The organism is Klebsiella sp. YJ, assembly GCF_002108615.1.
Taxonomy (GTDB): Bacteria; Pseudomonadota; Gammaproteobacteria; order Enterobacterales; family Enterobacteriaceae; genus Klebsiella; species Klebsiella planticola.
In genome coordinates this window covers 16,015-39,430 of the sequence record NZ_MTEG01000023.1, presented here as the reverse complement: position 1 = coordinate 39,430, position 23,416 = coordinate 16,015, and the positions used below count along the sequence as shown (strand labels likewise).

The window sequence follows — 23,416 nt, the reverse complement described above, 5'->3', positions numbered from 1 at the left end:
CGAGATAAAAAAGCCGATAAGGTCAGTTATCGGCTTTTTTCAGCAAGTTTCGCCACAAAGAGTGTTGAGCGGGGCGGCAGTCAACTACCGTCTCGCTCAAGGATGTTACTTCGCCAGCAATTCCTGCGCGGTGCGCTCCACCAGATTCAGCAGTACCTTCACGTCCTCAAGCGTTACGATCGGGTTCAGCAGCGTCAGCTTCAGGCAGGTCATGCCGTTGTGCTCGGTCACCCCGACGTTTGCCCGACCGGAATCGAGCAGCGCATCCCCGACGCGTTGGTTGAGCAGGGCGATAGCGGCATCATCGCTGCCGGCCATCTGCGCCGGACGAGAGCGGAACAGCACGCTCGCCAGCTGCGGCTGCATGACCAGCTCCAGCGTCGGCTGAGATGTAACGTATTGCGCGACGTTTTTCGCCATGGTCACGCCATGATCGATGATCTCCGCGTACTGTTTCTGGCCCAGCGCTTCCAGACCCATCCACAGCTTCAGGGCATCGAAACGGCGGGTGGTCTGCAGCGATTTGGAGACCAGATTCGGCACGCCGTGTTCTTCATCGAACTCGGAGTTCAGATAGGCCGCCTGGTAGCGCATCAGCTCGTAGTGGCGCGCGTCTTTTAACAGGAACGCGCCGCAGCTGATGGTCTGGAAGAACTGTTTGTGGAAGTCCAGGGTAATGGAGTCCACGCACTCAATGCCGTCCAGATAGTCGCGGTACTGCTCAGAGAGCAGCAGCGCGCCGCCCCATGCCGCATCCACGTGCAGCCAGATCTGATGTTCCGCCGCCACGCCAGCGATAGCACGCAGTGGGTCGATAGCGCCCGCGTCGGTAGTGCCGGCGGTGGCGACGATCGCCATGATCTGCTCGCCGTTAGCCTGCGCTTCGGCAATTTTCGCTTTCAGGTCAGCGACGTCCATCCGCGCAAATTCGTCGGTTTTCACCAGCGTCACGGCGCGGTAGCCGAGGCCCATCAGCGCCATGTTCTTCTGCACTGAGAAGTGGGCATTTTCAGAGCACAGCACTTTATACTGACGCACGTCACCCGGCAGACCGTCCTGCTGGATGGAGTGCCCCTGACGAGCGAAGAAGGCATCGCGCGCCAGCATCAGCCCCATCAGGTTGCTTTGGGTGCCGCCGCTGGTGAAGACGCCGGCGTCGCCGGCCGGGTAACCGACCTGAGCACGCAGCCATTCGATCAGCTTCATCTCAATGATGGTCGCCGACGGGCTTTGGTCCCAGGAGTCCATGCTCTGGTTGGTGGCGTTAATCAGCACTTCCGCCGCCTGGCTAACCACCAGGCTCGGGCAGTGCAGATGCGCCACGCACTGCGGGTGATGTACCGACAGGCTGTCTTTCAGGAAGTACTCGATCGCACGTTCAATCGCCGCCTGGTTACCCAGACCCTGCTCGGTGAACTCAAGGGTAATGCGCTCGCGCAGTTCGGCGACGCTTTTACCTTGATACATCTCAGGCTGCTGCAACCATTGCGCGACGGCCTGGCTGGTCTGGGCGATCGCCTGCTGATAAGCCTCAATACTTTGCGGCGAAGCAGCAAGAATCGGATTCAATTTGGACATTGCGGTCACTCGCTCCACTCAGACCGGTTTGACACCGGCGGCCAGCATGGCCTGTTCAAATTTGTCGAGGAAAATTTCCAGCTCGGCGTTGCTGATCAGCAGCGACGGCAGCAGACGCAGGACGCAGCCGCCGCGGCCACCGCGTTCGAGGATCAGGCCCGCTTCGAAACATTTCTTCTGCAGCAGGGCGGACAGCGCGCCGTCAGCCGGGTAGCAGCCCATATGATCCTGCTCGCCGTTCGGGTTGACGATCTCAATCCCGATCATCAGACCCAGACCGCGAATGTGACCCATGACCGGGAAACGCTTCTGCATATCGGCCAGTTTGCCTTTCAGCCATTCGCCCTGCGCGGCCACTTTGCCAGCAATATCGTTATCTTTCAGGTGACGCAGGGTGGTCAAGCCGGTGGCCATCGCCAGCTGGTTGCCGCGGAAGGTGCCGGTATGGTGGCCCGGTTCCCAGGCATCAAACTGCTTCTTGATACCCAGAACGGCCAGCGGCAGACCGCCGCCGACGGCTTTCGACATCACGATAATGTCCGGCTCAATGCCGGCGTGTTCGAAGGCAAACAGCTTACCGGTACGGGCAAAGCCAGCCTGAACTTCGTCGATGATCAGCAGAATGCCGTGTTCCTGAGTCACTTTGCGGATGCGCTGCAACCACTCAACCGGAGCCGGGTTCACGCCACCTTCGCCCTGAACGGCTTCGAGGATCACCGCCGCCGGTTTACGCACGCCGCTTTCCACGTCATTGATCAGGTTTTCGAAGTAGTAGGTCAGCGCTTTCACGCCCGCTTCGCCGCCGATACCCAGCGGGCAGCGGTACTGATGCGGATAGGGCATAAACTGCACTTCGGGCATCATGCCATTGACCGCTTCTTTCGGTGACAGGTTGCCGGTTACCGACAGCGCGCCGTGGGTCATACCGTGGTAGCCACCGGAGAAGCTAATAACCGAAGAACGGCCGGTGTATTTTTTCGCCAGCTTCAGCGCCGCTTCTACGGCGTCAGCGCCGGACGGGCCGGTGAACTGCAGGCAGTATTCTTTACCTTCTCCCGGCAGTAATGAGAGCAGGTATTCGGAGAAGCGATCTTTTAACGGGGTAGTCAGATCGAGGGTATGTAACGGCAAGCCGCTGGTAATGACACTTTGGATGCTTTGCAGCACATCAGGGTGGTTGTGACCAAGAGCGAGGGTACCCGCGCCGGCAAGGCAATCCAGGTACTGTTTGTTATCCGCATCGGTTAACCACACGCCTTCCGCTTTTGCGATAGCCAGAGGCAGCTTGCGCGGGTAACTCCTGACGTTCGATTCGAATTCAGCCTGACGGGCCAAAAAGGTTTCGTTGTTCGCGTCCAATAAATCTGCACTTAAAGTATCAATACGGACTTTATCCGTCATCATATCACTCCCACAACCAGCGTTACGGTTGAACACTGGTTGAATAATTGGTTTTAGAAAATGAATCGCCATTCATAAAGCGCGCACAATATATGGCTTTTTAAATCGTCATTCAATGTTTTATTTATTGAGGTATTTTTACGTTATTTTTACACAACGCAAATCAATGGTAATACATTGATTTATATGATTTATTTAAAGTGTTATAAAACCATTAAAAGTGTAATTCTTAGTGAGGGAAACCGCCGGGTTTTATTACCGCTTCGCTAAAGTAGCTGACGGAAATTCTTCCGTCAGCAGTATGGTTACTCAATGCAGTTCGACCGCATAATGAGTTAAAGGTGTGATTTTTTTAACCAACTTGTTGTTATATAAAAACTGTTCATAAGCCTCGTAGCGGGCCTTATCCAGCGCCGCGGGATTGCCGGCAAACAGGGGGGCCGTCTGCTGCCAGGCCTGCTGGTTCAGTTCGGTATTCAGCTCCGGATGAGCGGCGGCAAAAGCCTGCCAGGTTTCCTGCGGATGCGCTCGCAGATAGGTCACTCCCTCCTGCAGCGCGACGAGGAACTTTTTGATTTTGGCCGCGTGAATTTCATCGCGATTGGCGACAATCACCAGCTCGTCGTAGGCCGGAACGCCGAAATCTTCGACATTCATCACCTGCGGGTCTTTACCCTGCAGCTTGAGCTCCAGCGCTTCAATATTACGATAGCCGCCAATCACCGCGTCAACCTGGCCGGCCAACAGGGCGCTGGTCAACTGGAAATTGACGTTAATCAGCTTGATGCTTTGCGGATCGATATGGGCATGTTGCGCCATCGTCGCCAGCGTAGCCTGCTCGATACCGCTGACCGAATAGCCGACTTTTTTGCCTTTCAGGTCAGCAGGGGTTTTGATGCTTTTATCCAGGGCGATGACCGTGTTCAACGGCGAGTTAATCAAGGTACCGACCCGCACCAGCGGCAGCCCCTCATCGGCGAAAAAGTGCACCTGCGGCTGATAGGTGATAGCCAGATCCGCCTGACCGGCGGCCACCAGACGCGGCGGCAGGGCCGGGTCAGACGGCGGGACGATCTTAACGTCCAGTCCTTGCGCTTTAAAGGCGCCAATCTGTTCCGCCACCATAATCGGCGCATGGTCCGGGTTAATGTACCAGTCCAGCACCAGGGTCAGCTTCTCGTTGGCCATCGCCTGTCCGCTGATAAGCGCGGTTAATGTGATGGCGGTGAAAACGGGTTTACGCATGATTATTCCTTATTCCGGTGTCCAGTTGATCAGCCGGTGTAATAGAGCATCCACTGCCAGCCATAGCAGAATGGTCAGCAGTACTAAAATAAACAGCGCCGCAAAGCAGACATCGGTTTGCATGCGCGCGTTCGCATTGAGCATCACATAGCCCAGTCCTTCGGCGGAACCGACCCATTCGCCGATGATCGCGCCGATTGGCGCCACGGCAGCGGCCATGCGCAGGCCGGAACCCAGCGCCGGCAGGGCGGCCATCAGGCGAACATGTCGGAGCTGCGCTCCTGACGAGGCGCCCATCGTACGGGCCAGATCGAGGTAGTCGTGATTGACCCGCCGCAGGCCGTCAAAAAATGTCGAGGTCACGGGGAAGAAAATCACCAGAACCGCCATCATCACTTTGGCGCTCATCCCGAAGCCAAACCACAGCACCAGCAGCGGGGCGAGGGCGAAAACCGGAATCGCCTGGCTGGTCAGCACCAGCGGCATCAGCCAGCGCTGTAGGCGCGGCGAGATCATCATGCACAGGGCCAACACCACGCCGAGCAGCACCCCGAGCGTCAGGCCACTGAGGATCTCGCTCAAGGTAACCAGCGTGTGCCAGCCCAGCCAGCTGCGGTTGTTCCACAGGGCGGCAGCCACCGCCGATGGCGACGGCAGCAGGAATGCAGGGATACCGCTGCGACTGAGCAGCCACCAAAATATCAGCAGGCCGCAGAACACGACGCCGCCGCGGAAAAGTTTCCCTCTCATCCGTTGGCCCTCATCAGCTGTTGCAGCAGCGCGGCTTGTCCCTTCAGCAGCGCCGGATCGTCCGGCGCCCGCGGCGGTATCCCCGTCAGATGATGGGCGTCATCAATGCCGCCTGGCGGCGGCGAGAGCACCAGCAGGCGATGGCTGAGCCGGCAGGCTTCCATCGGGTCGTGGGTAATCAGCACCACCGTACGCTGAGTCAACAGTTCCGCTGCCAGGGTCTGGATACGCGTGCGGGTGAGGGTGTCCAGCGCAGAAAAAGGCTCATCCATTAACACGATCGGCCGATCTTCATACAGCGTGCGCGCCAGCGCCGCCCGCTGACGCATGCCGCCGGAGAGCGACGCCGGACGATCGTCGGCGCAGTGGCTGAGACCCACCTGCTCTAATAGCGTCGCAACCCGCTGCCGATCGACGCGCTCTCCGCGCAGGCGGGCGCCAAGCGCCACGTTGTCGCGCACGCTTAGCCACGGATAGAGCAGATCCTTTTGCCCCATCCAGGCCAGACGAGGGGCCAGAGGGCGACCGTCGCTGGCCTGAACCTGACCGTGGGTGGGGGCGGCCAGTCCGGCGATAATTCGCAGCAGGCTGGTTTTTCCGGCACCGCTGGCCCCCAGCAGCGAAACCCACTCTCCAGCGGGAATATCAAACGACAACTTGTCAAAAATGACCCGCGAGCCGAAGCGCAGGCTTAATTCCCGCACCGCAATAGTCGGAGCCGTCACTGAGCGACCGCCGCGGCATTCAGTCCCATCTGCCAGAAGTTGGCTTCCAGACGGGTGGCCGTGGTGAAGATGGCGCTCAGCTCTGCGACGCGCGATTCGGCGCCGCGCTGCTGCCAGACGCGCTCCAGCAGATCGATTGCCGCCGTGACGCCGTCAAGATAGCCCGCATCGCCGTAGTTACGGATCCAGGAGGCATAGGGGTTGTCGGTGAGTCGGGTGGCCGGATTGTCGAGCAATCCGAGGCCGATTTCCGCATAGCCTGCCACGCAGGGCATCAGCGCCACCAGCAGATCGAGCGCATCGCCGGAGTGACCGATATCCAGCACGTAGCGGGTATAGTTCACCGTCTCCGGCGCTTCGCTTTCGGCGGCCATTGTCGCTTCGTCCAGCCCCCAGCCCGCGCAATAGCCGACGTGCAGCGGCAGTTCGCCAAGAATCGCGTTCATTGAGGCGGCCGCGGCGCGCATCTCCGGGAGCGTGCGCAGTTTGCTGACCAACAGGGCATAGCTACGGGCAAAGTGGATCAGGAACAGGTAGTCCTGAGTCAGATAGCGGCGGAAGGCGCGTTCGGGCAGGGTACCCTCGGCAAGCTGGCGGAGAAAAGGATGGGCAACGTATTGTTCCCAGTCGCATCCCGCCTGCTGGCGCAGACGACCATAAATACCCTGGGTAAAGATCGGCAGAATCACAGGACCTCCTGATTGCGGGGGAGATCCGGGTGTGCGGAAGTATGAACAGGCAATGGCGGTAAACTGGCAAAATTGCCGACCCGTCCCTTCGCTGGCATGACCCAGATCAGGTTCAAAGGGTTCGGCTTACGCCATCTCAGCCCTCACGGGACACCCCTCGGTTGCGCCATGTTATACGGCATTCACTTTTTGATTACAATCCCGGCCGCGGGCGAATTCGCGCCAGATTATGTGACACTGTCACTCATCCAGGTGGCTAAATACTCAGCGCCGGCATAATTTTGCTGCGGATAATTGGCTTTCTATGCCCTTTTCGCTGGCTAATTTGTCCAGAATTAAAAAAAACCGCCGACCGAAAATTGGTCGTTCATGGCACCATAGGATATATTTTTTATTACCATGAAACCCATTATTCTTCAGCTACATGGGCATTCAGAACCCATCACGACGCCGGAGAGTGCATGACGTTTTCGCTACCGACCATATTGCTGGCGCTCCTCGTGCCACTTTCCCTTCCCGCCGCTTGCGCCGAACTGTTCGATCCCGAAGATGGCATGCTGGATATGAGCCGCTATCTGCAGGATAACCCGTACGGATTCCTGCCGGTGCCGATGGCGATAACCGAGCCGGCGGTGGGCTATGGCGGGGGGCTGTTTGGTCTCTTTTTGCACGGTAAAGGGACGCGGGATGGCGATAATTTTATTCCGCCGCCGATCACCGCTTTTGGCGGCGGCGGAACGCAGAACGGGACCTGGTTTGTCGGCGGCGGCCACCGGCATACCTGGAATAATGACCGTATTCGCTATCTGGTGCTGCTGGGCTACGCCAATATTAAACTGGATATCTATTCCGACGGATTGAGCAGTTTTAATAAAAATACCGCTATCCACTCGCAGACCCGCGGCTATGGCGGTCTGCAAAAACTGCTGTTTCGCGTCGGCGACACGCCGATATTTGTCGGCGCCTCTCAGGTGTATGCGAAAACCGAGGTTTCCGCCGATAACCCGGTCGTTAATCGGGTCTGGCAGCAGGTGCTGGGTCAGGAGAGCGCGTCATCGGCGCTGGGCGTGGTGGCGGAATATGACACTACGGATAATTTTTTCTACCCTAAGAAGGGGTTATCGGTACAAAGCGAGTATCGATTTTTCCGTTCATTGCTTGGTGGCGACTATCATTACGATCAGTTCTCTGTAGATGGGAAATACTACATCCCACTGAGTCGCACGCTGACGCTCGCCGTGGCTGGCAACTACCAGTCGTTGACCCACCATGATAAGCGCCTGACGCCAATGGCTCGCCCGTATATCGAATTACGCGGGATTTCTCGTTACCGCTATCAGGGTGATTATGTCAGTACGGCGCAGACTCAGCTTGCCTGGGAATTTCAGCCGCGCTGGATCCTGCAAGGGTTTGTCGGTATCGGCAGCGCCGCTGACGAAGCCCATTCTCTGTGGGAGCAAACCGACGTGGCGTGGGGGACCGGGTTTCGCTACCTGATAGCGCGCCAGTATGGATTACAGACGGGGATTGATATCGCCTTCAGCGAACATGAACAGGCGCTTTATTTTAATGTGGGTTCCGGACTTTAAGGTCAGATGAGAAAAAAATGAGATGGACTAAAATCGTACTTACGTTGTTGTTAACGTCGGGCACCGCCTGGGGGGCCAGCACGACCGACAGTTCCGGCAGCAGTAACGACAGCTATTTTCCGATTTGGGGTGATGAGGCAAGGGCGCGTGGATATTCGATCCCGCTGCCGTTCGGGGTTAATTTAAGCTATATGAATATTCGCCAGGATATCCTGGTCGACAGTATCTCTTTTTCCGGACTGAAGCTCGGAAATCATCCGATACCGGGCGATATGTTCGCCATCGATGCGGGACATACGCGGCAGAAGAGCAAGACCGAGAACCTGCGTCTGGATATGTGGGTGTTTCCTTTTTTAAATATCTACGGCATCGCCGGGCATACCAGCGGATCGTCGCTATCAAAAGTGTCGGTTGATGCCGATCCCTCAAAATATACCGGGATCGACCGAATAATTGCCGGATCCGTACATCGACTCCATGAAAACGGACAGCTGCAGGATATTGATTTTGCGCTCGATTTTAAAGGCACCACCTGGGGAACCGGGTTTACCCTCGCCGGCGGCTATGGCAACTGGTTCGGCCTGATCGATACCAACTATACCCGTACCGACTTCGATATCCTTGACGGTAAAATCTCGGCCACTACCGTGTCGCCGCGCATTGGCTATCGCTTTAATTTACAAGGCATCGCCGGCCCGTCAAACTTAAGTATCTGGGTGGGCAGTATGTACCAGAACGTGCAGCAGGAGTTCAAAGGCAATCTCTCCGATCTGCATATGCCGCCGGAACTCCAGCCGCTCATTGCCGCGGTCAATAAAGACGATCAGGGCAAGTTTGACGTGAAGCAGCGGCTCTCTTCACCGTGGAACATGCTGGTGGGGGCGCAATATGAAATTACACAGAACTTTAACGTGTTAACCGAGTTTGGTTTTAACGAACGTAATAGCTTCTTTGTCGCCGGAGAATACCGTTTTTAACCTCGCAAGATGCCGCCTGCGAGCGTCCGTTTATGTCCTGGAGACAATGTTGATGCGTCATGGCTTGTTATTTTTACTGGCGGCCGCGTTCTCGGTGTGCGCGAAGGATCCGCTCTTACCGGTCGTTCCCGCTCCCCGGGTCAAACCGGTGGTCAGCCATCTGGCGCCGCCGGAATCGCTGCGTCCGTGCTGTGCGTTTGGCTATGACCTGCATGTCAGAGCGATTGGGGTGCCGATCCCGGTCTATCAAATTGGTAATGTCCTGACGCTCGATACGCTGGGTAAACATCGCTACAACGACAGTGCGCTGGGGGCGGTAAAAAACCTCGTCGGACTGAGTGAAGAAGAAAATGGGCTGATCTATACCCGTCGCGGCGGGTTTATCGATATCGCCCACGTGCGCGATACCGCGGATAATACTTTTTATCTCTTCTCCCGTATTTACCCGCATCTTGGACAAGCGGGGCGCATTTTCTACAGCGAGGAGCTGGGCATCAGACGGATCCAGCTCAATGCTTTTATGCCGCCGGCCGCTCTGTCCCGGCGCTATGAGATTGCCGCCTGGCTCGCAGGCCGTCTGGCCTATGAGCTTGCGCAATGGCATGAAATTGCGCAGTGGAATGGCTTCCAGTCAGTTCCGGGGTTTTCGGAGGAAATCTCCGCCTTTTCCCCGGAAGATCTCTACTCTAATCTGCTGGGCGCCCGGCTGGCCATCAGCGTCATTTTGCACGGCCATGCCGGTTCGGTTGACGACTATAACCAGGCAATGGAAGCCGCGCTGAAAAAGGTGCTGGTAAAACTGATGGTGGCTCCGCGCAGCGAAACGGAAAGCATGTTCCGCAAGCTGGATGGCGACTGGTGGAATAGCCAGCGGCGGGTTCCGGATAAATTTCTGGTGCTCAAACGCAATTACGATATGAGCGACGATCGGCTGCCGACGCCGGTCCCGTTCGAGAGGACGACGCCCTGGCGGTTAACCCTGCCGCAGACGGTGGACGGCTTTTCGCTCCCCGCGCTTGGACAGTTGCAAATTCATCCGGGGCAGGACATGCAGATGCTGCCGGTACCGGAGACCTTCTATACTCCCGGGCAGTTCCAGGGACTGGCCGATCGCGCCGAACGGGCGGATCAAACCCAGCTTGAGCGTATCGAGAAATAATTCAGCAACGGCGAGCGCCGGGGAGAATGCCTGGCTTCTGTCCGCGGCAGCGCCGTTTTGCTTTCCCGGTACACTTTCCATAATCAAAAAGGAACTATACTTCCGGCGTCTTGATCTCATGCCTGAACTTTCGACATCATTTCATTAGCTTACGCCGTTGGGCCAGATTGGCGATGAGAGCGTCGTTCAGAAGCGGGGTGCCTGTTCGCTGGAGGGCCGCATGTTATTAAAAGAGTTAATGATTTTTGATTTATTAAGCACCCCTGTCTGGGTGGTTCATCCTTTTAAAGAAGTCGTCGTCTACAGTAATCAGGCCTCCAGAACCCTGAGTGGAGCGATGTCGCTGGATGAAATGCGCAAAGGCACGCTCTCCAGCTGTCCGCAACGCAGCCTGCAGAATTATCTGTATTACTTCAAAAATATTGCTGAAGTATTTGAAGTGTGGACCATTCAAACCCCGGAAGGTCTGAGTCCGATTTATTGTAAAACCACGCTGATTAAATCCGAAGAATATGACACATTAATTCTGTTCGAAGCCGTAAAGATCCTGCAGCAAAATGACTCGTTTAAGGCGCTCCCCGCGCATACCTACAAACGGCGCAGCAATAGTTTCTTTTCGCGCTTTTTTATGACCAGTTCCGCCCCGATGCTGTTGATCGACCCTGAACAGGACGGGCGAATTATTGATGCGAATATCGCCGCGCTGCGGTTTTATAACTACACGGCCGATGAGATGCGCACTCGCCATACCTGGCAGATCAATACCCTGGGAAGGGACGTGCTTCCCGTTATGCGCAGCGTGGCAAGCTTACCCGGCGGCCACAAGCCGCTTAATTTTACCCATATTCTGTCCGATGGTTCTCTCCGCTATGTTCAGACCTATGCCGGGCCGGTGGTGCTGAACCATATACGGCTGATGCTGTGTATTATTCATGACATTACTGAAGAGGTGAATCTGAAGGAAGAACTTGAATTTGCGGCCACTCACGATCCTTTAACCGGATTACTTAACCGACGCGAGTTTTATCGTATTGTTGATTCCTCGTTATTTCATGCTGACGGTTTTTGCCTGCTGCTGGTTGATGTCGATAATTTTAAAGCGATTAATGATAGCTACGGACACCAAAAAGGCGATGAGGTGCTGCTGGCTATTTCCCGAATTCTTGAATCCGCCGCCAGAATTCAGGACCAGATCTATCGCTGGGGAGGAGAGGAATTTTTATTATTTCTCCCCGGTGCGACAATCGCGCCGGCACTGGCGATGGCGGAAGCGATTCGCCACGCGGTCAGCTGTTATCATATCCCCGAGCACGCCGGGACGGTGACGGTCAGTATCGGCGTCGCGGAACATCAGGAGGGTGAAGAGATCGATCAGCTGTTTAATCGCGTCGATAAAGCGCTGTATGCCGCGAAGAAAGAAGGGCGAAACCAGGTAAAGCTTCATCTGGTCGAAAAATATTAAAAACCTGGAGCCACAACCTATGCCATCCCCGGAACCTTCCCCCCTCGATAATCCGTGCGCTGAGAAGATCATCGATCTGTATGAGCGCCATGCCCGACGCTGGGCGGAACTGCGTTCAACCCACTTGTTTGAACAACCCTGGCTGGATACGTTTCTTGCGCGGGTGAGACCCGGCGGCCATATTCTCGATATTGGCTGCGGCAACGGAACGCCTGTCGCGGCCTACTTTATCCGCCGGGGATATCGGCTGACCGGCATCGATTCCTCTCCGGCGATGATTGCCCGCTGCCGCGAGGATTTTGCGCATCAGCAGTGGACGGTGGCGGATATGCGCACCCTGGCGCTGGGTCAGCAGTTTGACGCGCTGCTGGCGTGGGACAGCTTCTTCCATCTGACCCGCGACGCCCAGCGCGCGATGTTTGCCCGCTTTGCGGCGCATGCCCGTGCGCACGCGCCGCTGATGTTTACCAGTGGTAACCACGATGGGGAAGCTATCGGGCAGTTTGAGGGGGAGGCGCTCTATCACGCCAGTCTGGCGCCGGAAGCGTATCGCCGGCAGCTGGAAACCCACGGTTTTGCACTACTGAAGCATGTTGTCAACGACCCGCACTGCGGTGGGCGCACGGTCTGGCTGGCGGAAAAAAGCGCCTGAACCGCTGTCCTGCAACGCGCGCCTGAGAGCGCGGGCGACTGATGGTCGGGCCAGAAAATACGTCGATCCGCGCGTTGACGCGTCAGGATGGATATCAAACTATCATTATACTGAACTATCATACCGATCCGCTGTTTTCGTCAGGTCAGTATTTCATTATCAGCCCGGGCGTTTCGGGTAACCCTTTGATCTTCGGGTGAGGTTTCAAATAAGAAATGACGGTTTCTTTGCCATGTGCCTGCACTCTGTCTGCGACCTTATTGCTGGTCAGTCCGGCCTGTTTTGCCCTTGACGGTAGCCATTTAAAACAGCGCGCCGATGCCGTGCTGATGCTGATGAGCTACACCGTCGTCCCCGATGTCACCGCCAGCGACCTCAATATCGGTTCCGGCAGCAACGAGAAAAATCAGCTGTCGATTACCCAGTTCGGCGGCGGTGCGACCCTGAGTAAACGTTATCCGATCTATTTAGAAGGGACGCTGGGCTACAGTCGCTACGATCCGCAGTTTGTGCTGAGCAACGGCGATGACAGCCGCAATATTCCGGCGAAGTGGAACAGTCTGACCGGTACCGGCGGCATCGGCTGGGACTTCAATCTGTATACCGATAGGTGGGGCGGTACGCTGGTCCTGCGGCCCATTTTTAACTTTATGCTGGGGACCATGGCCAGCGACGTGCGGATCGGCAGCCGGCTGATTGAGCAGAAGCGGAATGCGGATTTTAAATTTCTTGACGGCGGACGGCTCAATGCCTACGGGCTCGGCGGTTCGCTGATGCTGGATTACGAACTGTTCTCCAAAGAGCAGGATATCGATGTTGAACTGCGCTATTCCGGCATGAGCCTGCAAACCTTTGGCAGCACGCCGGAAGCCGTCAGCGGACAGTCCAGCGCCGAAAACATTGGGCTGTATCTGCGCCGCCGCGCGCCCATTTCCGACTGGACGCTGTTGAAAAGCCCGGTGCGCTACGTGCTGGAAGGCGCGCATACCGAATATCTGGGCGATCAGCGCGGGCAGCTTGGGTTTAACGGTCTTAGTTCTCTGGGGGTCGGGCTGGAGCTCGACAGCAGCCAGTATCCCGTGTTCATCAGCCGCACGCGTCTCGTCGCCCGCTATATGTTCGGGGATAATACCCGGGGCTATGGCGTCGGTTTAGCAATGAGCTTTTAACCGCGTTTGCGCTGACTGCCATCGAACTGCGCAACATGCCGCTTTTTTTTTATTTTTTTAGCAATATTCCCGCCGCTCATTCGTCTACCTCGGCACAAGGTTACTTTTTACTACGTTAATGAGGTCACACAGATGAGAGATTTTGGAATGCACGGCTATGCGCGCGATCGCCGGTTCGGCCATCATCGAATGGCTAAACCGCTGATTATCGGCGTGGTGCTGATCGCGATTCTTGGGCTGCTGGTGATGTCGCTGTGGAATGCGCTGCTGCCGGCCATTCTTGGCGTCAAGAGTATCGGTTTCTGGCAGGCGTTAGGTATTCTGGCGCTATCGCGTATTCTGTTTGGTGGTCTGGGTTTTCGCCCCGGCATGTTCGGGATGCGTCGCCGGATGCATGAACGCTGGATGAAGATGAGCCCGGAACAGCGCGAAGAGTTTATTCAGCGCTTCCATCATCGCGCGCCTCGCGACCCGCGTGGGCCTTGCGGCTGGCGCGAACGTCGGGAGGAGAACACCCCGCCGCAAAACGACGCGGTCAAAACGACGCCAGACGAGTGAGTCAGATGAAAACAGGGCCAGGCGGGGAGTCGCTGTTGCTATCGGCAATCAACGCCTGTCGCTCACGGCTGAGAGCGTTTATCCGCGGGCGGACGCCGGTGCGCGACGATGCGGATGATATTCTGCAGGAAGTCACCTGTCAGTTGATGACCGTGGAACAGCCGGTAGAGAACGTGGCGGCCTGGCTGTTTCGTGCGGCACGTAACGAGATGACCGATCGGGCGCGAAAAAAGCGCGAGCTGCCCTTATCGGGCTACGTGAACCCGGACGACGATCTGCCGGAGGATGAGCTCTCAGAAACGCTGTTTGGCGTACCGCAAACGCCGGAAGAGGAGTATCTGAAAGCGCTGCTCTGGGATGCGCTGAATCAGGCGCTCTCCGAACTGCCGGCCGCCCAGCGCGAGGTCTTTGAGAAGACCGAACTGCAAGGCTACAGCTACAGGGAGCTGGCTGAAGAGTGCGGTGCCAGCGAACAGGCGCTGCTCTCGCGCAAACATAAAGCCGTTCTCTATCTTCGTTCGCGTCTGCGGACCTTCTACGATGAGCTGGTCGACGGCTGAGCCCGCCGTCCGGTACCGTGCTTTTCCCTCACGCTGCTCGTCTGAGCAAAGCAAAACACAGCTGAAATATCCCCATTAGGGGATATTTTTATATTTATCCCTTGGTGGGGATAACATGACGTTGCCGGCGAGTGACCGGGTTGACATTATCCCCGACAGGGTATAAATAGTGTTTTATCCGCAGAAGAGGATAAGGAGACACGATGAGCCCTTCACCAGGAATATACAGCCCGGTTCAGCTGGCAAACTATCTCAAGCTGGTGCGCCAGAAAAACCAGTGGACGCAGAGCGACCTGGCTCAGCGTATGGGGATTAAACAGGCTACCGTCTCTAACTTTGAAAATCATCCTGAGAAAACGACGTTAACCACGGTGTTTAAAATTTTACAGTCACTGGAACTGTCGATGGCGATTTGCGAAAAAAATGCGCCGGATACCAACGATAGCAGTGATAACCCACAGGATCTGGACTGGTAATGGCTACTCTCGTGACATGGATGAACAATGAGCGAGTCGGCGAACTTATCAAGCAGGCGAACGGCGCCCATCTCTTTCGCTATGAAGAGGCGTGGATGCGCAATCCTCGCGCCAGGCCGCTCTCTCTGTCGCTCCCGCTGCAGTACGGTAACATCACCGACGATGCGGTGTTTAACTATTTTGACAACCTGCTGCCGGACAGCCCGCGGGTGCGGGACCGCATTGTTAAGCGCTATCAGGCGCGTTCAAAGCAGCCTTTTGATCTGCTGGCCGAGATCGGACGCGACAGCGTCGGGGCGGTCACGTTACTCCCGCCAGGGGAAAACGCAACCCGGAGAGCGTTGAGCTGGGAGGCGCTGGATAGCCACGCCCTGGATGCGCTGCTGACGGCCTACCAGTCGGATATACCGCTCGGGATGGTCAACGAACACGATGATTTCAGGATCTCGGTGGCCGGGGCCCAGGAGAAAACCGCGCTGCTGAAAATCGGCGAGCAGTGGTGTATACCGACGGGGACCACGCCGACCACCCATATCATTAAACTGCCTATCGGCGAGATCAAACAGCCGGATGCGGTGCTGGATCTCAGCGAAAGCGTAGATAACGAATATTTGTGTCTGGCGCTGGCCCGGGCGTTGGGTTTTGCCGTTCCGCGCGCCAGCATTATCCAGACCGCCAGCATCAGGGCGCTGGCGGTTGAGCGTTTCGACCGTCGTTGGGCGCAGGAGAAGACGGTGCTGCTGCGTTTACCGCAGGAGGATCTGTGTCAGGCCTTCGGCATTCCGTCATCGATTAAGTATGAGTCCGACGGCGGGCCGGGCATTCGGGCGATTATGGCTTTTCTGGTTGGATCCAGCGAGGCGCTCGAGGATCGCTATAACTTTATGAAGTTTATGGTGTTCCAGTGGCTGATTGGCGCAACCGATGGCCACGCGAAAAACTTCTCGATCTTCCTCCAGCCGGGCGGCAGCTATCGTTTAACCCCATTCTACGACATTATCTCCGCGTTTCCGCTGCTTGGCGGGAAGGGGCTGCACCTGAGCGATCTCCGGCTGTCAATGAGCCTGAAGGCCAGTAAAGGGCGCAAAACGGAGATCCAGACGCTCTATCCGCGTCACTTCCTCGCCACGGCGAAAGAGGTGGGGTTTGCCGAGGAGCAGATGCTGGAGATTCTGCGCTATTTTGTCGATAACGTTCCCCACGCGGTTGCTGCGGTAAAGGAAACTTTACCGCATGACTTTTCACCACCGGTGTATGAGGCGATCACCGATCGCTTACTGTGGGTCCATTCACGCTTGCAGAACGCAATGGCGGCGTTAGCGTCGGGCTGAGCGAAGGCCCGGCGCGACTTCCCCAGCGGCTTTTCAGGTAGTTCACCGCCTGCTGAGTTTGCGGCTGGTTGAGATAGTTCTCCCGGAACAGAATCGTCCCCTGGATTTGCGGCATCGATTCGTTCAAATCCAGCTGCTTCTTCAGTTCCGGAACGCCGCCGTTGACCATCCAGTCGGGCTCATTTTTCGACGGCTCGCCAATTTTATACAGCGCCACGCCGATATACAGCCGGGTACCGGTCGGTTTCACCACGTCGGCCCACCATTTAGCGAGCACATCATAGCGGGCCGCATCACGGGCAAAGGGCCAGTACAGCTGGGGGGCGATGTAGTCAAGCAGGCCCTGTTGAACCCAGCTGCGGGTGTCGGCGTAAGACTCATCATACGCCGCCGCGCCGCGGGTATCGGAACCTGCCGGATCGTGTGATCGGTTACGCCAGACGCCCGCAGGACTGACGCCAAACTCAATATCGGGATTGAGCTGTTTGATGGTGCGTGACACCTGGGCAATCAGCTGTTGGGTATTGTGTCGCCGCCAGTCCGCTTTGGAGGCGTATCCCTGGCCATATCTCCGGTAGGTCTGGGTGTCGTTCAGCGCTGAACCCGGCGATTCGGTGTAGAAATAATCATCAAACTGCACGCCGTCAACCGGGTAGTGTTCCACCACTTCGGCAACGATGCTGGTTATCCAGTCGCGCACTTCCGGAATCCCCGGGTCGAGGACAAAGCGGTCGCCGGCGGTACGAATCCAGTCACGATGCAGCACGAAAACGCTGGCGGGGATCTGCGAGAGAGTCCCGTTGAGTTCGCTGACGGTTTTTGGCCGGGTGTTCACAGAAACGCGATAGGGGTTAAACCAGGCATGGACCCGCATACCGCGTTTATGGGCCTCATCGAGCATAAACTGGAGCGGGTCGTAGCCCGGATCCTGGCCGATATGGCCGGTCAGCATATCGGACCAGGGCAAAATTTTTGACGGCCACAGCGCGGTGCCATCCGGTTTGACCTGGAAGAAGACGGTATTGATGCCGAGGCTTTGCAGCTTATCCAGTTTATCGGTCAACGCTTGCTGCTGCTGGCGGATACGAACCGCTGGGTCGCCAATCGTCACCGAGGCGACAGGCGGCCAGTCAAGACGAGACACCGTTGTCAGCCAGACGCCGCGTACCGGCTCATGGGTTTTGGGTAAATGGGGCTGTTTCAGCGCCGGGGGAAGCGGGGTCACCAGAGAGGCGGGCGGTTTGCCGGAACAGCTAACCAACAGCAGCGCGGCGGCCACCGCCGCGGCGGACAGGGTCGCTTTAAAGAAAACAGGGACGCTACGAGAGCAGAAAATCATATTCGTCATCGTTATAGGCCGTTGCGTGAAGATGCATTCTCCTACGATTCGAATTCAAGTCAATCAGTGTGTGTATTCCCCGCGTCTGACCTGCTGTTATGTTGGCAGGGCGGGCCCTGGCGGTTAACTACGCCGCGACAGCGTCGGGTCGTTATCGCCTCCTTTTCCCGGAAGTGAGCTCCGCCTGCACGATGGAAATCATAAGAGTGGGCTATGAGTCCATAGCGCGGAATCCCCGTTAACGCGCCGCTTCTCGCACGTCTTGTTATATTGTTCACAATACCGCAACAAAATTATTCACTCTCATGATCATTTTCGCACTTTTGCACCAGGGCAGTGCGCAACGAGTGCAAAGAGCAACTATGTTTAGCTCGCTGGTCGATATGGACGCCGCAGTTCCCGACTCGCCACGTGATGGCAACAGACCTCCTGACTCGTACAGAAATGCACGTCAGCCGGAGGCGGTAACGTTGTTATCACGCGTTATTGCCATCCATCACTAAGCGATCTGACGCGCCATTTCTCCCTGGCGGGATTTTTGCTTCTTCCACCCCGGCCGTGACGGCACAGTGTCAGCCTTCGGCAAACCAAACAGTAATTGATATTTTCCGCGCCATTACAGGGCGCAAGGCTATAAATCGCTGAGGAATATCGAATGTCTCTGAAACTTAAAAAGTTGACTCTTCATTTTGCGATTGCGGGTTGTATGAGCATGGCATTTTACGCACAGGCGGATGTGAAGATTGGTGTTGCCGGACCGTTTACCGGGCCGAATGCGACTTATGGCGCCCAGTACTGGAAAGGGGCCTCGCAAGCGGCGGCGGATATTAATGCGGCGGGAGGAATTAAAGGCGAAAAAATTGTGCTGGTTCAGGGGGACGATGCCTGTGAACCCAAACAGGCGGTCGCCGTGGCGAACCGTCTGGTCGATGAGTCCGGCGTCTCCGCCGTGGTGGGGCATTTCTGTTCGTCATCCACCATGCCTGCCTCAGAGGTCTATGACGAGGCCGGTATTCTGACGATCACCCCGGGCTCGACGAACCCGCAAATCACCGAACGCGGGATGAAAGATATGTTCCGCATGTGCGGTCGCGACGACCAGCAGGGGGCTATTGCGGCGAACTATATGCTGGATGTGCTAAAGGCGAAGAAAATCGCCGTGATTCACGATAAAGATACCTATGGCCAGGGGCTGGCGGATGCCACCCGCGCCGCGCTGGCGAAACGCGGGACGAAAGAGGTGCTGTACGAGGGGCTATCCCGTGGCGAGAAGGACTTCAACGCGCTGGTGACCAAAATTGGCGCGCTGAAGCCTGACGTGGTCTATTTCGGCGGCTGCCATCCGGAAGCCGGCCCGCTGGTTCGTCAGATGAGGGAACAGGGGGTACAGGCGAAATTCTTCTCCGGCGATTGTATTGTGACGGAAGAGCTGGTGACCGCTGCCGGCGGCCCGCAGTTCACTGACGGCGTGCTGATGACCTTCGGTCAGGATCCGCGCACCATTGCGGAAGGGAAAGCCGTCATTGAAAAATTCCGCGCCAGCGGTTTCGAACCGGAAGGCTATACCCTGTATGCCTACGCGTCGATCCAGGCGATCGCCGCAGCCTATAATGCCGTCGGAGCCGATAACACCAAAGCCAGCGAATGGCTGAAAAACCACAGCGTCGATACCGTGATGGGCAAAAAAGCCTGGGATGGCAAGGGCGATCTGAAGGTATCGGATTACGTGGTTTATAAGTGGGATGATAAAGGCAAATATCACCAGCTCTAACCGCCAGAACTTTCCGCCCCTTCACAAGGGGCTATTCGCGAAAAGGCAGCGGCGGTGCGCCAGGCTGTTCGCTGCCCGTTTACCGGCAGGATGGTGTCTATGGAAGCGTTCTTTCTACAACAATTGATCAATGGGCTGACGCTAGGCGCCGTATATGGATTAATCGCCATCGGCTATACCATGGTGTACGGCATTATCGGCATGATTAACTTCGCTCACGGCGAGGTGTACATGATTTCCGCCTATCTGTGCGCTATCGGGCTGGCGTTGCTCTCCGGATTTGGGATTCACTCCTTTCCTTTGCTGATCTTCGGCACGCTGGTCTTCACCATTGTGGTGACCGGGGTCTACGGCTGGACTATCGAACGTATCGCCTACCGGCCGTTGCGCAACTCAACCCGCCTGGCACCGCTGATTTCGGCTATCGGTATGTCGCTTATTCTGCAGAACTACGTACAAATCAGCCAGGGTCCCAATCAACAGGGGATCCCGACGCTGCTCTCCGGCGTACTGCGTTTTGAGGTTGGCGACGGCATCGTGCAAATCACCTGGACCAAAATCTTTATCCTCGTCGCGGCGCTGGTAGGCATGATCGTCCTGACCTGGATAATCCAGCATACCCGGCTCGGTCGTATCTGCCGGGCGACGCAGCAGGATCGACGAATGGCCGCCATCCTTGGGATTAATACCGATCGGGTGATCTCGCTGGTTTTTGTCATAGGCGCGGCGATGGCCGGTCTGGCTGGAGTGCTGGTGACCATGAACTACGGCACTTTTGATTTCTATATCGGTTTTATCATCGGCATCAAAGCCTTTACTGCCGCCGTGCTGGGGGGGATCGGCTCGCTACCCGGCGCGATGCTCGGCGGTTTACTGCTGGGGGTAGCCGAAGCGCAGTTCGCCGGGCTGGTGAACTCGGATTATAAAGATGTTTTTTCCTTCGCGCTGCTGGTGGCGATCCTTATTTTCCGCCCGCAAGGGCTGCTGGGTCGCCCGATGGTTGCCAAGGTTTAAGGGGTCAAACATGGCTGAAGTGTCCCGTAAGCCAGGAGTGGATATCAGGCGCTGCCTGATCGACAGCATCCTGGCCGGATTGTGTGCGCTGATCGTATTTGGCCCGATCGTGGGCATTGTGCTGAAAGGTTACAGTTACAATCTGTCAACCCAGCGGGTGTTGATACTGGTTGGCATCGTGATGATCGGGCGACTGCTGCTCAGTCTGATGCTGCAAAGTCGCAGCGGTCGCCAGTTCCTCGCCCGCTTTGAAGGAACGAATGATGGCGTATACGTGAGACCCGCCGGTTATCGATCGCGGCTGCGCTGGGTCATTCCGCTGCTGGCGCTCCTCGCCATCCTGTTCCCGATCATCGCCACGAAATATCTGCTGACGGTCGCGATTCTTGGGCTGATTTATGTCCTGCTGGGACTGGGGCTGAATATTGTGGTCGGGCTGGCGGGCCTGCTCGATCTGGGCTATGTGGCCTTTTATGCCATTGGCGCCTACGGGCTGGCGTTGGGTTATCAGTATCTGGGGCTGGGATTCTGGGCAATGCTGCCGACAGGCGCCATTATGGCGGCGCTGGCCGGTGCGCTGCTGGGATTTCCGGTGCTGCGAATGCATGGCGATTATCTGGCGATCGTCACCCTCGGCTTTGGTGAAATTATCCGTCTGGTGCTGAATAACTGGGTCAGTTTTACCGGCGGCCCGAATGGGGTATCCGTCCCGGCGCCGACGCTGTTCGGCCTCGAGTTTGGCCGGCGGGCAAAAGACGGCGGGGTGCCGATCCACGAGTTTCTGCACATCAGCTATAACCCCAACCTCAAATTTATCTTTATCTACGCCGTGCTTTGCCTGGTGGTCCTGCTGGTGCTGTTTATTAAGCACCGGCTGACGCGAATGCCTATCGGCCGCGCATGGGAGGCGCTGCGTGAAGATGAGATAGCCTGTCGGGCTATGGGGCTGAACCATGTGCTGGTGAAGCTCTCGGCGTTTATGCTGGGAGCCTCTACGGCGGGAATTGCCGGGGTCTTTTTTGCCACCTATCAGGGGTTTGTTAACCCGACCTCGTTTACCTTTTTTGAGTCGGCGCTGATTCTGGCCATCGTGGTATTGGGGGGAATGGGCTCGACGCTGGGGGTGGTGCTGGCAGCGTTTGTCCTGACGGTGGCCCCGGAACTGCTCAGGGGGTTCGACGAATATCGGGTGCTGCTGTTTGGCGTACTGATGGTGCTGATGATGATCTGGCGGCCGCGTGGGCTGGTGCGTACCAGTCGTACGGGGGTGGCGGTACGGAAGGGAGTGGCGCCATGAATGACAATATTTTGCAGGTTGAGCATCTGATGATGCATTTTGGCGGCATTAAAGCGCTCAATGATGTCAATCTTGAGGTCAAAAGAGGGTCGATTACCGCGCTGATTGGCCCTAATGGCGCGGGGAAAACCACGGTGTTTAACTGTCTGACCGGGTTTTATCGGGCAACCGGCGGGGCGATCAGGCTGCATGCCCGTTCGCGGATCACCGACGTGATTCAGGTACTGGGACAAAAGCTTCATCCGACGGATTTTCTCCATCCAGCCGCGCTGGGATCGCGGCTGTATTACAAAATGTTCGGTGGGACGCATCTGGTTAACCGGGCGGGGCTGGCACGAACCTTTCAGAATATCCGGCTGTTTCGTGAGATGTCGGTGATTGAAAATCTGCTGGTGGCCCAGCATATGCAGGTAAATCGTAATTTACTCGCCGGGATCATAAATACCCGCGGGTATCGAAACGCCGAAAACCGGGCGCTGGATCGGGCCTTCTACTGGCTGGAGGTGGTCGGTATGGCGGATTGCGCTAACCTGCTGGCGGGAACGCTCTCCTACGGGCAGCAGCGGCGGCTGGAGATTGCCCGCGCGATGTGTACCGGGCCAGAGATGATCTGTCTGGATGAACCGGCGGCGGGGCTTAATCCCGTTGAGACCCAGGCGCTGAGCAAGATTATCCGCTTCCTGCGCCAGTATCACGGCGTGACGGTATTGTTGATTGAACACGACATGGGGATGGTGATGGAGATTTCCGATCACGTGATCGTGCTCGATCATGGCGATGTGATCGCCCGCGGCGAACCGAAGGAGATTCAGTCAAATACCAGCGTGATCGCGGCCTATCTGGGGACGGATGAAGAGGAGCTTGCCGAATGAGCCAACCGTTGCTTGAATTTCGTCAGGTGGATGTGTTCTATGGCCAGATCCAGGCGTTGAAACAGGTCTCCTTAACGGTGAATGAAGGGGAGACGGTGGCGCTGATCGGCGCCAACGGCGCCGGGAAGTCCACGCTGTTAATGTCTATTTTTGGCCAGCCACGCATCGCCGCAGGAGAGATTCGCTATCGCGGCGAGGATATCAGCCGACGGTCTACCCATTTTATTGCCAGTAACGGTATTGCCCAGGCGCCGGAAGGGCGACGGATTTTTGCCGATATGACGGTGGAAGAAAACCTGCTGATGGGGACCATTCCCGTGGGCAGCCGCTATCAGAATGAGGACAAAGCGCGAATGTATCAGCTTTTTCCTCGTCTTGAAGAGCGACGGGCGCAACGCGCCATGACGTTATCGGGGGGCGAGCAGCAGATGCTGGCCATTGCCCGCGCCTTGATGAGCCGGCCAAAACTGTTACTGCTGGATGAGCCCAGTCTTGGACTGGCGCCGCTGGTGGTCAAACAGATATTCCAGATCCTGCGAGAGCTGACGCAGCAGGGTATGACGCTGTTTCTGGTGGAACAAAATGCGCATCATGCGCTGAAGTTGTCTGACCGCGCCTACGTCATGGTGAATGGCCAGATTCAATTAAGCGGAACGGGCAGGGAGCTGCTGAACAACCCGGAGGTGAGAAATGCCTATCTCGGCGTGGCCTGATAAGTGACAGCGTCACTGTTTAACCATTAAAAGCAACCCGTTCCCATCCGCCGGCGATTTCCCGCCGGCGTTTGTTTTTCTCGCCAGGG

22 protein-coding genes and 1 riboswitch are annotated in these 23,416 nt (G+C 56.8%); of the genes, 15 read left to right on the top strand and 7 right to left on the bottom strand.

Going from position 1 to position 23,416, the window contains the following annotated elements; all coding sequences use genetic code 11:
* Positions 1–105: 105 nt before the first annotated feature.
* The 6 genes from BV390_RS21775 to BV390_RS21750 all read right to left on the bottom strand — a co-directional run bounded on the left by BV390_RS21775 (position 106) and on the right by BV390_RS21750 (position 6,388).
* Positions 106–1,587 carry a pyridoxal phosphate-dependent decarboxylase family protein gene (locus BV390_RS21775; RefSeq protein ID WP_162180095.1) on the bottom strand — a complete coding sequence of 494 codons (1,482 nt, stop codon included), beginning with the start codon at positions 1,585–1,587 and terminating at the stop codon, positions 106–108.
* Positions 1,588–1,596: 9 nt separating this feature from the next.
* Positions 1,597–2,982: a diaminobutyrate--2-oxoglutarate transaminase gene (locus BV390_RS21770; protein WP_015584344.1), complete on the bottom strand. Its 1,386-nt coding sequence runs from the start codon at positions 2,980–2,982 to the stop codon at positions 1,597–1,599.
* 306 nt (positions 2,983–3,288) lie between these two features.
* Complete coding sequence (locus tag BV390_RS21765; protein ID WP_032687753.1) at positions 3,289–4,224, bottom strand: ABC transporter substrate-binding protein; 936 nt, start codon at positions 4,222–4,224, stop codon at positions 3,289–3,291.
* A 9-nt stretch (positions 4,225–4,233) separates the two neighbouring features.
* Positions 4,234–4,974 carry an ABC transporter permease gene (locus tag BV390_RS21760; RefSeq protein WP_085397327.1) on the bottom strand — a complete coding sequence of 247 codons (741 nt, stop codon included), beginning with the start codon at positions 4,972–4,974 and terminating at the stop codon, positions 4,234–4,236.
* Positions 4,971–5,699 (bottom strand): ABC transporter ATP-binding protein, encoded by a 729-nt coding sequence (locus BV390_RS21755; protein ID WP_046852515.1) that lies wholly within the window; start codon positions 5,697–5,699, stop codon positions 4,971–4,973. Before BV390_RS21755 ends, BV390_RS21760 begins: the two co-directional genes overlap by 4 nt.
* A complete protein-coding gene (locus BV390_RS21750) occupies positions 5,696–6,388 on the bottom strand; it encodes a TenA family protein (protein WP_032696212.1) in 693 nt (230 codons plus the stop codon). Before BV390_RS21750 ends, BV390_RS21755 begins: the two co-directional genes overlap by 4 nt.
* A gap of 66 nt (positions 6,389–6,454) precedes the next feature.
* A riboswitch (TPP riboswitch) is annotated at positions 6,455–6,556 on the bottom strand.
* A gap of 293 nt (positions 6,557–6,849) precedes the next feature.
* Here BV390_RS21750 and BV390_RS21745 point away from each other — a divergent pair.
* The 10 genes from BV390_RS21745 (at position 6,850) to BV390_RS21700 (ending at position 16,321) form a co-directional block, all read left to right on the top strand.
* Positions 6,850–7,977 carry a BamA/TamA family outer membrane protein gene (locus tag BV390_RS21745; RefSeq protein WP_032699863.1) on the top strand — a complete coding sequence of 376 codons (1,128 nt, stop codon included), beginning with the start codon at positions 6,850–6,852 and terminating at the stop codon, positions 7,975–7,977.
* A gap of 17 nt (positions 7,978–7,994) precedes the next feature.
* On the top strand, positions 7,995–8,954 hold the full coding sequence (locus BV390_RS21740; protein WP_032687747.1) for a porin family protein: 960 nt from the start codon (positions 7,995–7,997) through the stop codon (positions 8,952–8,954).
* 52 nt (positions 8,955–9,006) lie between these two features.
* Complete coding sequence (locus tag BV390_RS21735; protein WP_032696210.1) at positions 9,007–10,113, top strand: DUF4056 domain-containing protein; 1,107 nt, start codon at positions 9,007–9,009, stop codon at positions 10,111–10,113.
* 220 nt (positions 10,114–10,333) lie between these two features.
* On the top strand, positions 10,334–11,575 hold the full coding sequence (locus BV390_RS21730; protein ID WP_032699861.1) for a GGDEF domain-containing protein: 1,242 nt from the start codon (positions 10,334–10,336) through the stop codon (positions 11,573–11,575).
* A 19-nt stretch (positions 11,576–11,594) separates the two neighbouring features.
* Entirely contained in the window at positions 11,595–12,227 is a 633-nt protein-coding gene (locus tag BV390_RS21725) for a class I SAM-dependent DNA methyltransferase (RefSeq protein ID WP_032696208.1), read from the top strand.
* Positions 12,228–12,442: 215 nt separating this feature from the next.
* Positions 12,443–13,396: a hypothetical protein gene (locus BV390_RS21720; RefSeq protein WP_032687742.1), complete on the top strand. Its 954-nt coding sequence runs from the start codon at positions 12,443–12,445 to the stop codon at positions 13,394–13,396.
* Between the two features lie 132 nt (positions 13,397–13,528).
* Positions 13,529–13,954 carry a hypothetical protein gene (locus BV390_RS21715; RefSeq protein WP_032687741.1) on the top strand — a complete coding sequence of 142 codons (426 nt, stop codon included), beginning with the start codon at positions 13,529–13,531 and terminating at the stop codon, positions 13,952–13,954.
* 5 nt (positions 13,955–13,959) lie between these two features.
* On the top strand, positions 13,960–14,514 hold the full coding sequence (locus BV390_RS21710; protein ID WP_046852510.1) for an RNA polymerase sigma factor: 555 nt from the start codon (positions 13,960–13,962) through the stop codon (positions 14,512–14,514).
* A gap of 203 nt (positions 14,515–14,717) precedes the next feature.
* Entirely contained in the window at positions 14,718–14,990 is a 273-nt protein-coding gene (gene hipB / locus BV390_RS21705) for a type II toxin-antitoxin system antitoxin HipB (RefSeq protein ID WP_032696205.1), read from the top strand.
* The gene (locus BV390_RS21700; RefSeq protein ID WP_032696204.1) at positions 14,990–16,321 is read left to right on the top strand and encodes a type II toxin-antitoxin system HipA family toxin; all 1,332 of its coding nucleotides are present in this window, start codon (positions 14,990–14,992) and stop codon (positions 16,319–16,321) included. The genes hipB and BV390_RS21700 overlap by 1 nt, the downstream gene beginning before the upstream one ends.
* Here BV390_RS21700 and BV390_RS21695 read toward each other — a convergent pair.
* Positions 16,254–17,660, bottom strand: a complete 1,407-nt coding sequence (locus tag BV390_RS21695; protein ID WP_032696370.1) for a glycoside hydrolase family 10-like protein — start codon at positions 17,658–17,660, stop codon at positions 16,254–16,256. The genes BV390_RS21700 and BV390_RS21695 overlap by 68 nt on opposite strands.
* 712 nt (positions 17,661–18,372) lie before the next feature.
* Here BV390_RS21695 and BV390_RS21690 point away from each other — a divergent pair.
* The 5 genes from BV390_RS21690 (at position 18,373) to BV390_RS21670 (ending at position 23,327) form a co-directional block, all read left to right on the top strand.
* Positions 18,373–19,431 carry a branched-chain amino acid ABC transporter substrate-binding protein gene (locus BV390_RS21690; protein ID WP_162180097.1) on the top strand — a complete coding sequence of 353 codons (1,059 nt, stop codon included), beginning with the start codon at positions 18,373–18,375 and terminating at the stop codon, positions 19,429–19,431.
* Positions 19,432–19,530: 99 nt separating this feature from the next.
* On the top strand, positions 19,531–20,445 hold the full coding sequence (locus BV390_RS21685) for an ABC transporter permease subunit (RefSeq protein WP_015584333.1): 915 nt from the start codon (positions 19,531–19,533) through the stop codon (positions 20,443–20,445).
* Positions 20,446–20,455: 10 nt separating this feature from the next.
* Positions 20,456–21,742, top strand: coding sequence for a high-affinity branched-chain amino acid ABC transporter permease LivM (gene livM, locus BV390_RS21680; RefSeq protein WP_032696203.1), 1,287 nt, complete (start codon positions 20,456–20,458; stop codon positions 21,740–21,742).
* Complete coding sequence (locus BV390_RS21675) at positions 21,739–22,614, top strand: ABC transporter ATP-binding protein (RefSeq protein ID WP_032687730.1); 876 nt, start codon at positions 21,739–21,741, stop codon at positions 22,612–22,614. Before livM ends, BV390_RS21675 begins: the two co-directional genes overlap by 4 nt.
* Positions 22,611–23,327: an ABC transporter ATP-binding protein gene (locus tag BV390_RS21670; RefSeq protein WP_032687729.1), complete on the top strand. Its 717-nt coding sequence runs from the start codon at positions 22,611–22,613 to the stop codon at positions 23,325–23,327. Before BV390_RS21675 ends, BV390_RS21670 begins: the two co-directional genes overlap by 4 nt.
* The last annotated feature ends 89 nt before the right edge of the window (positions 23,328–23,416 follow it).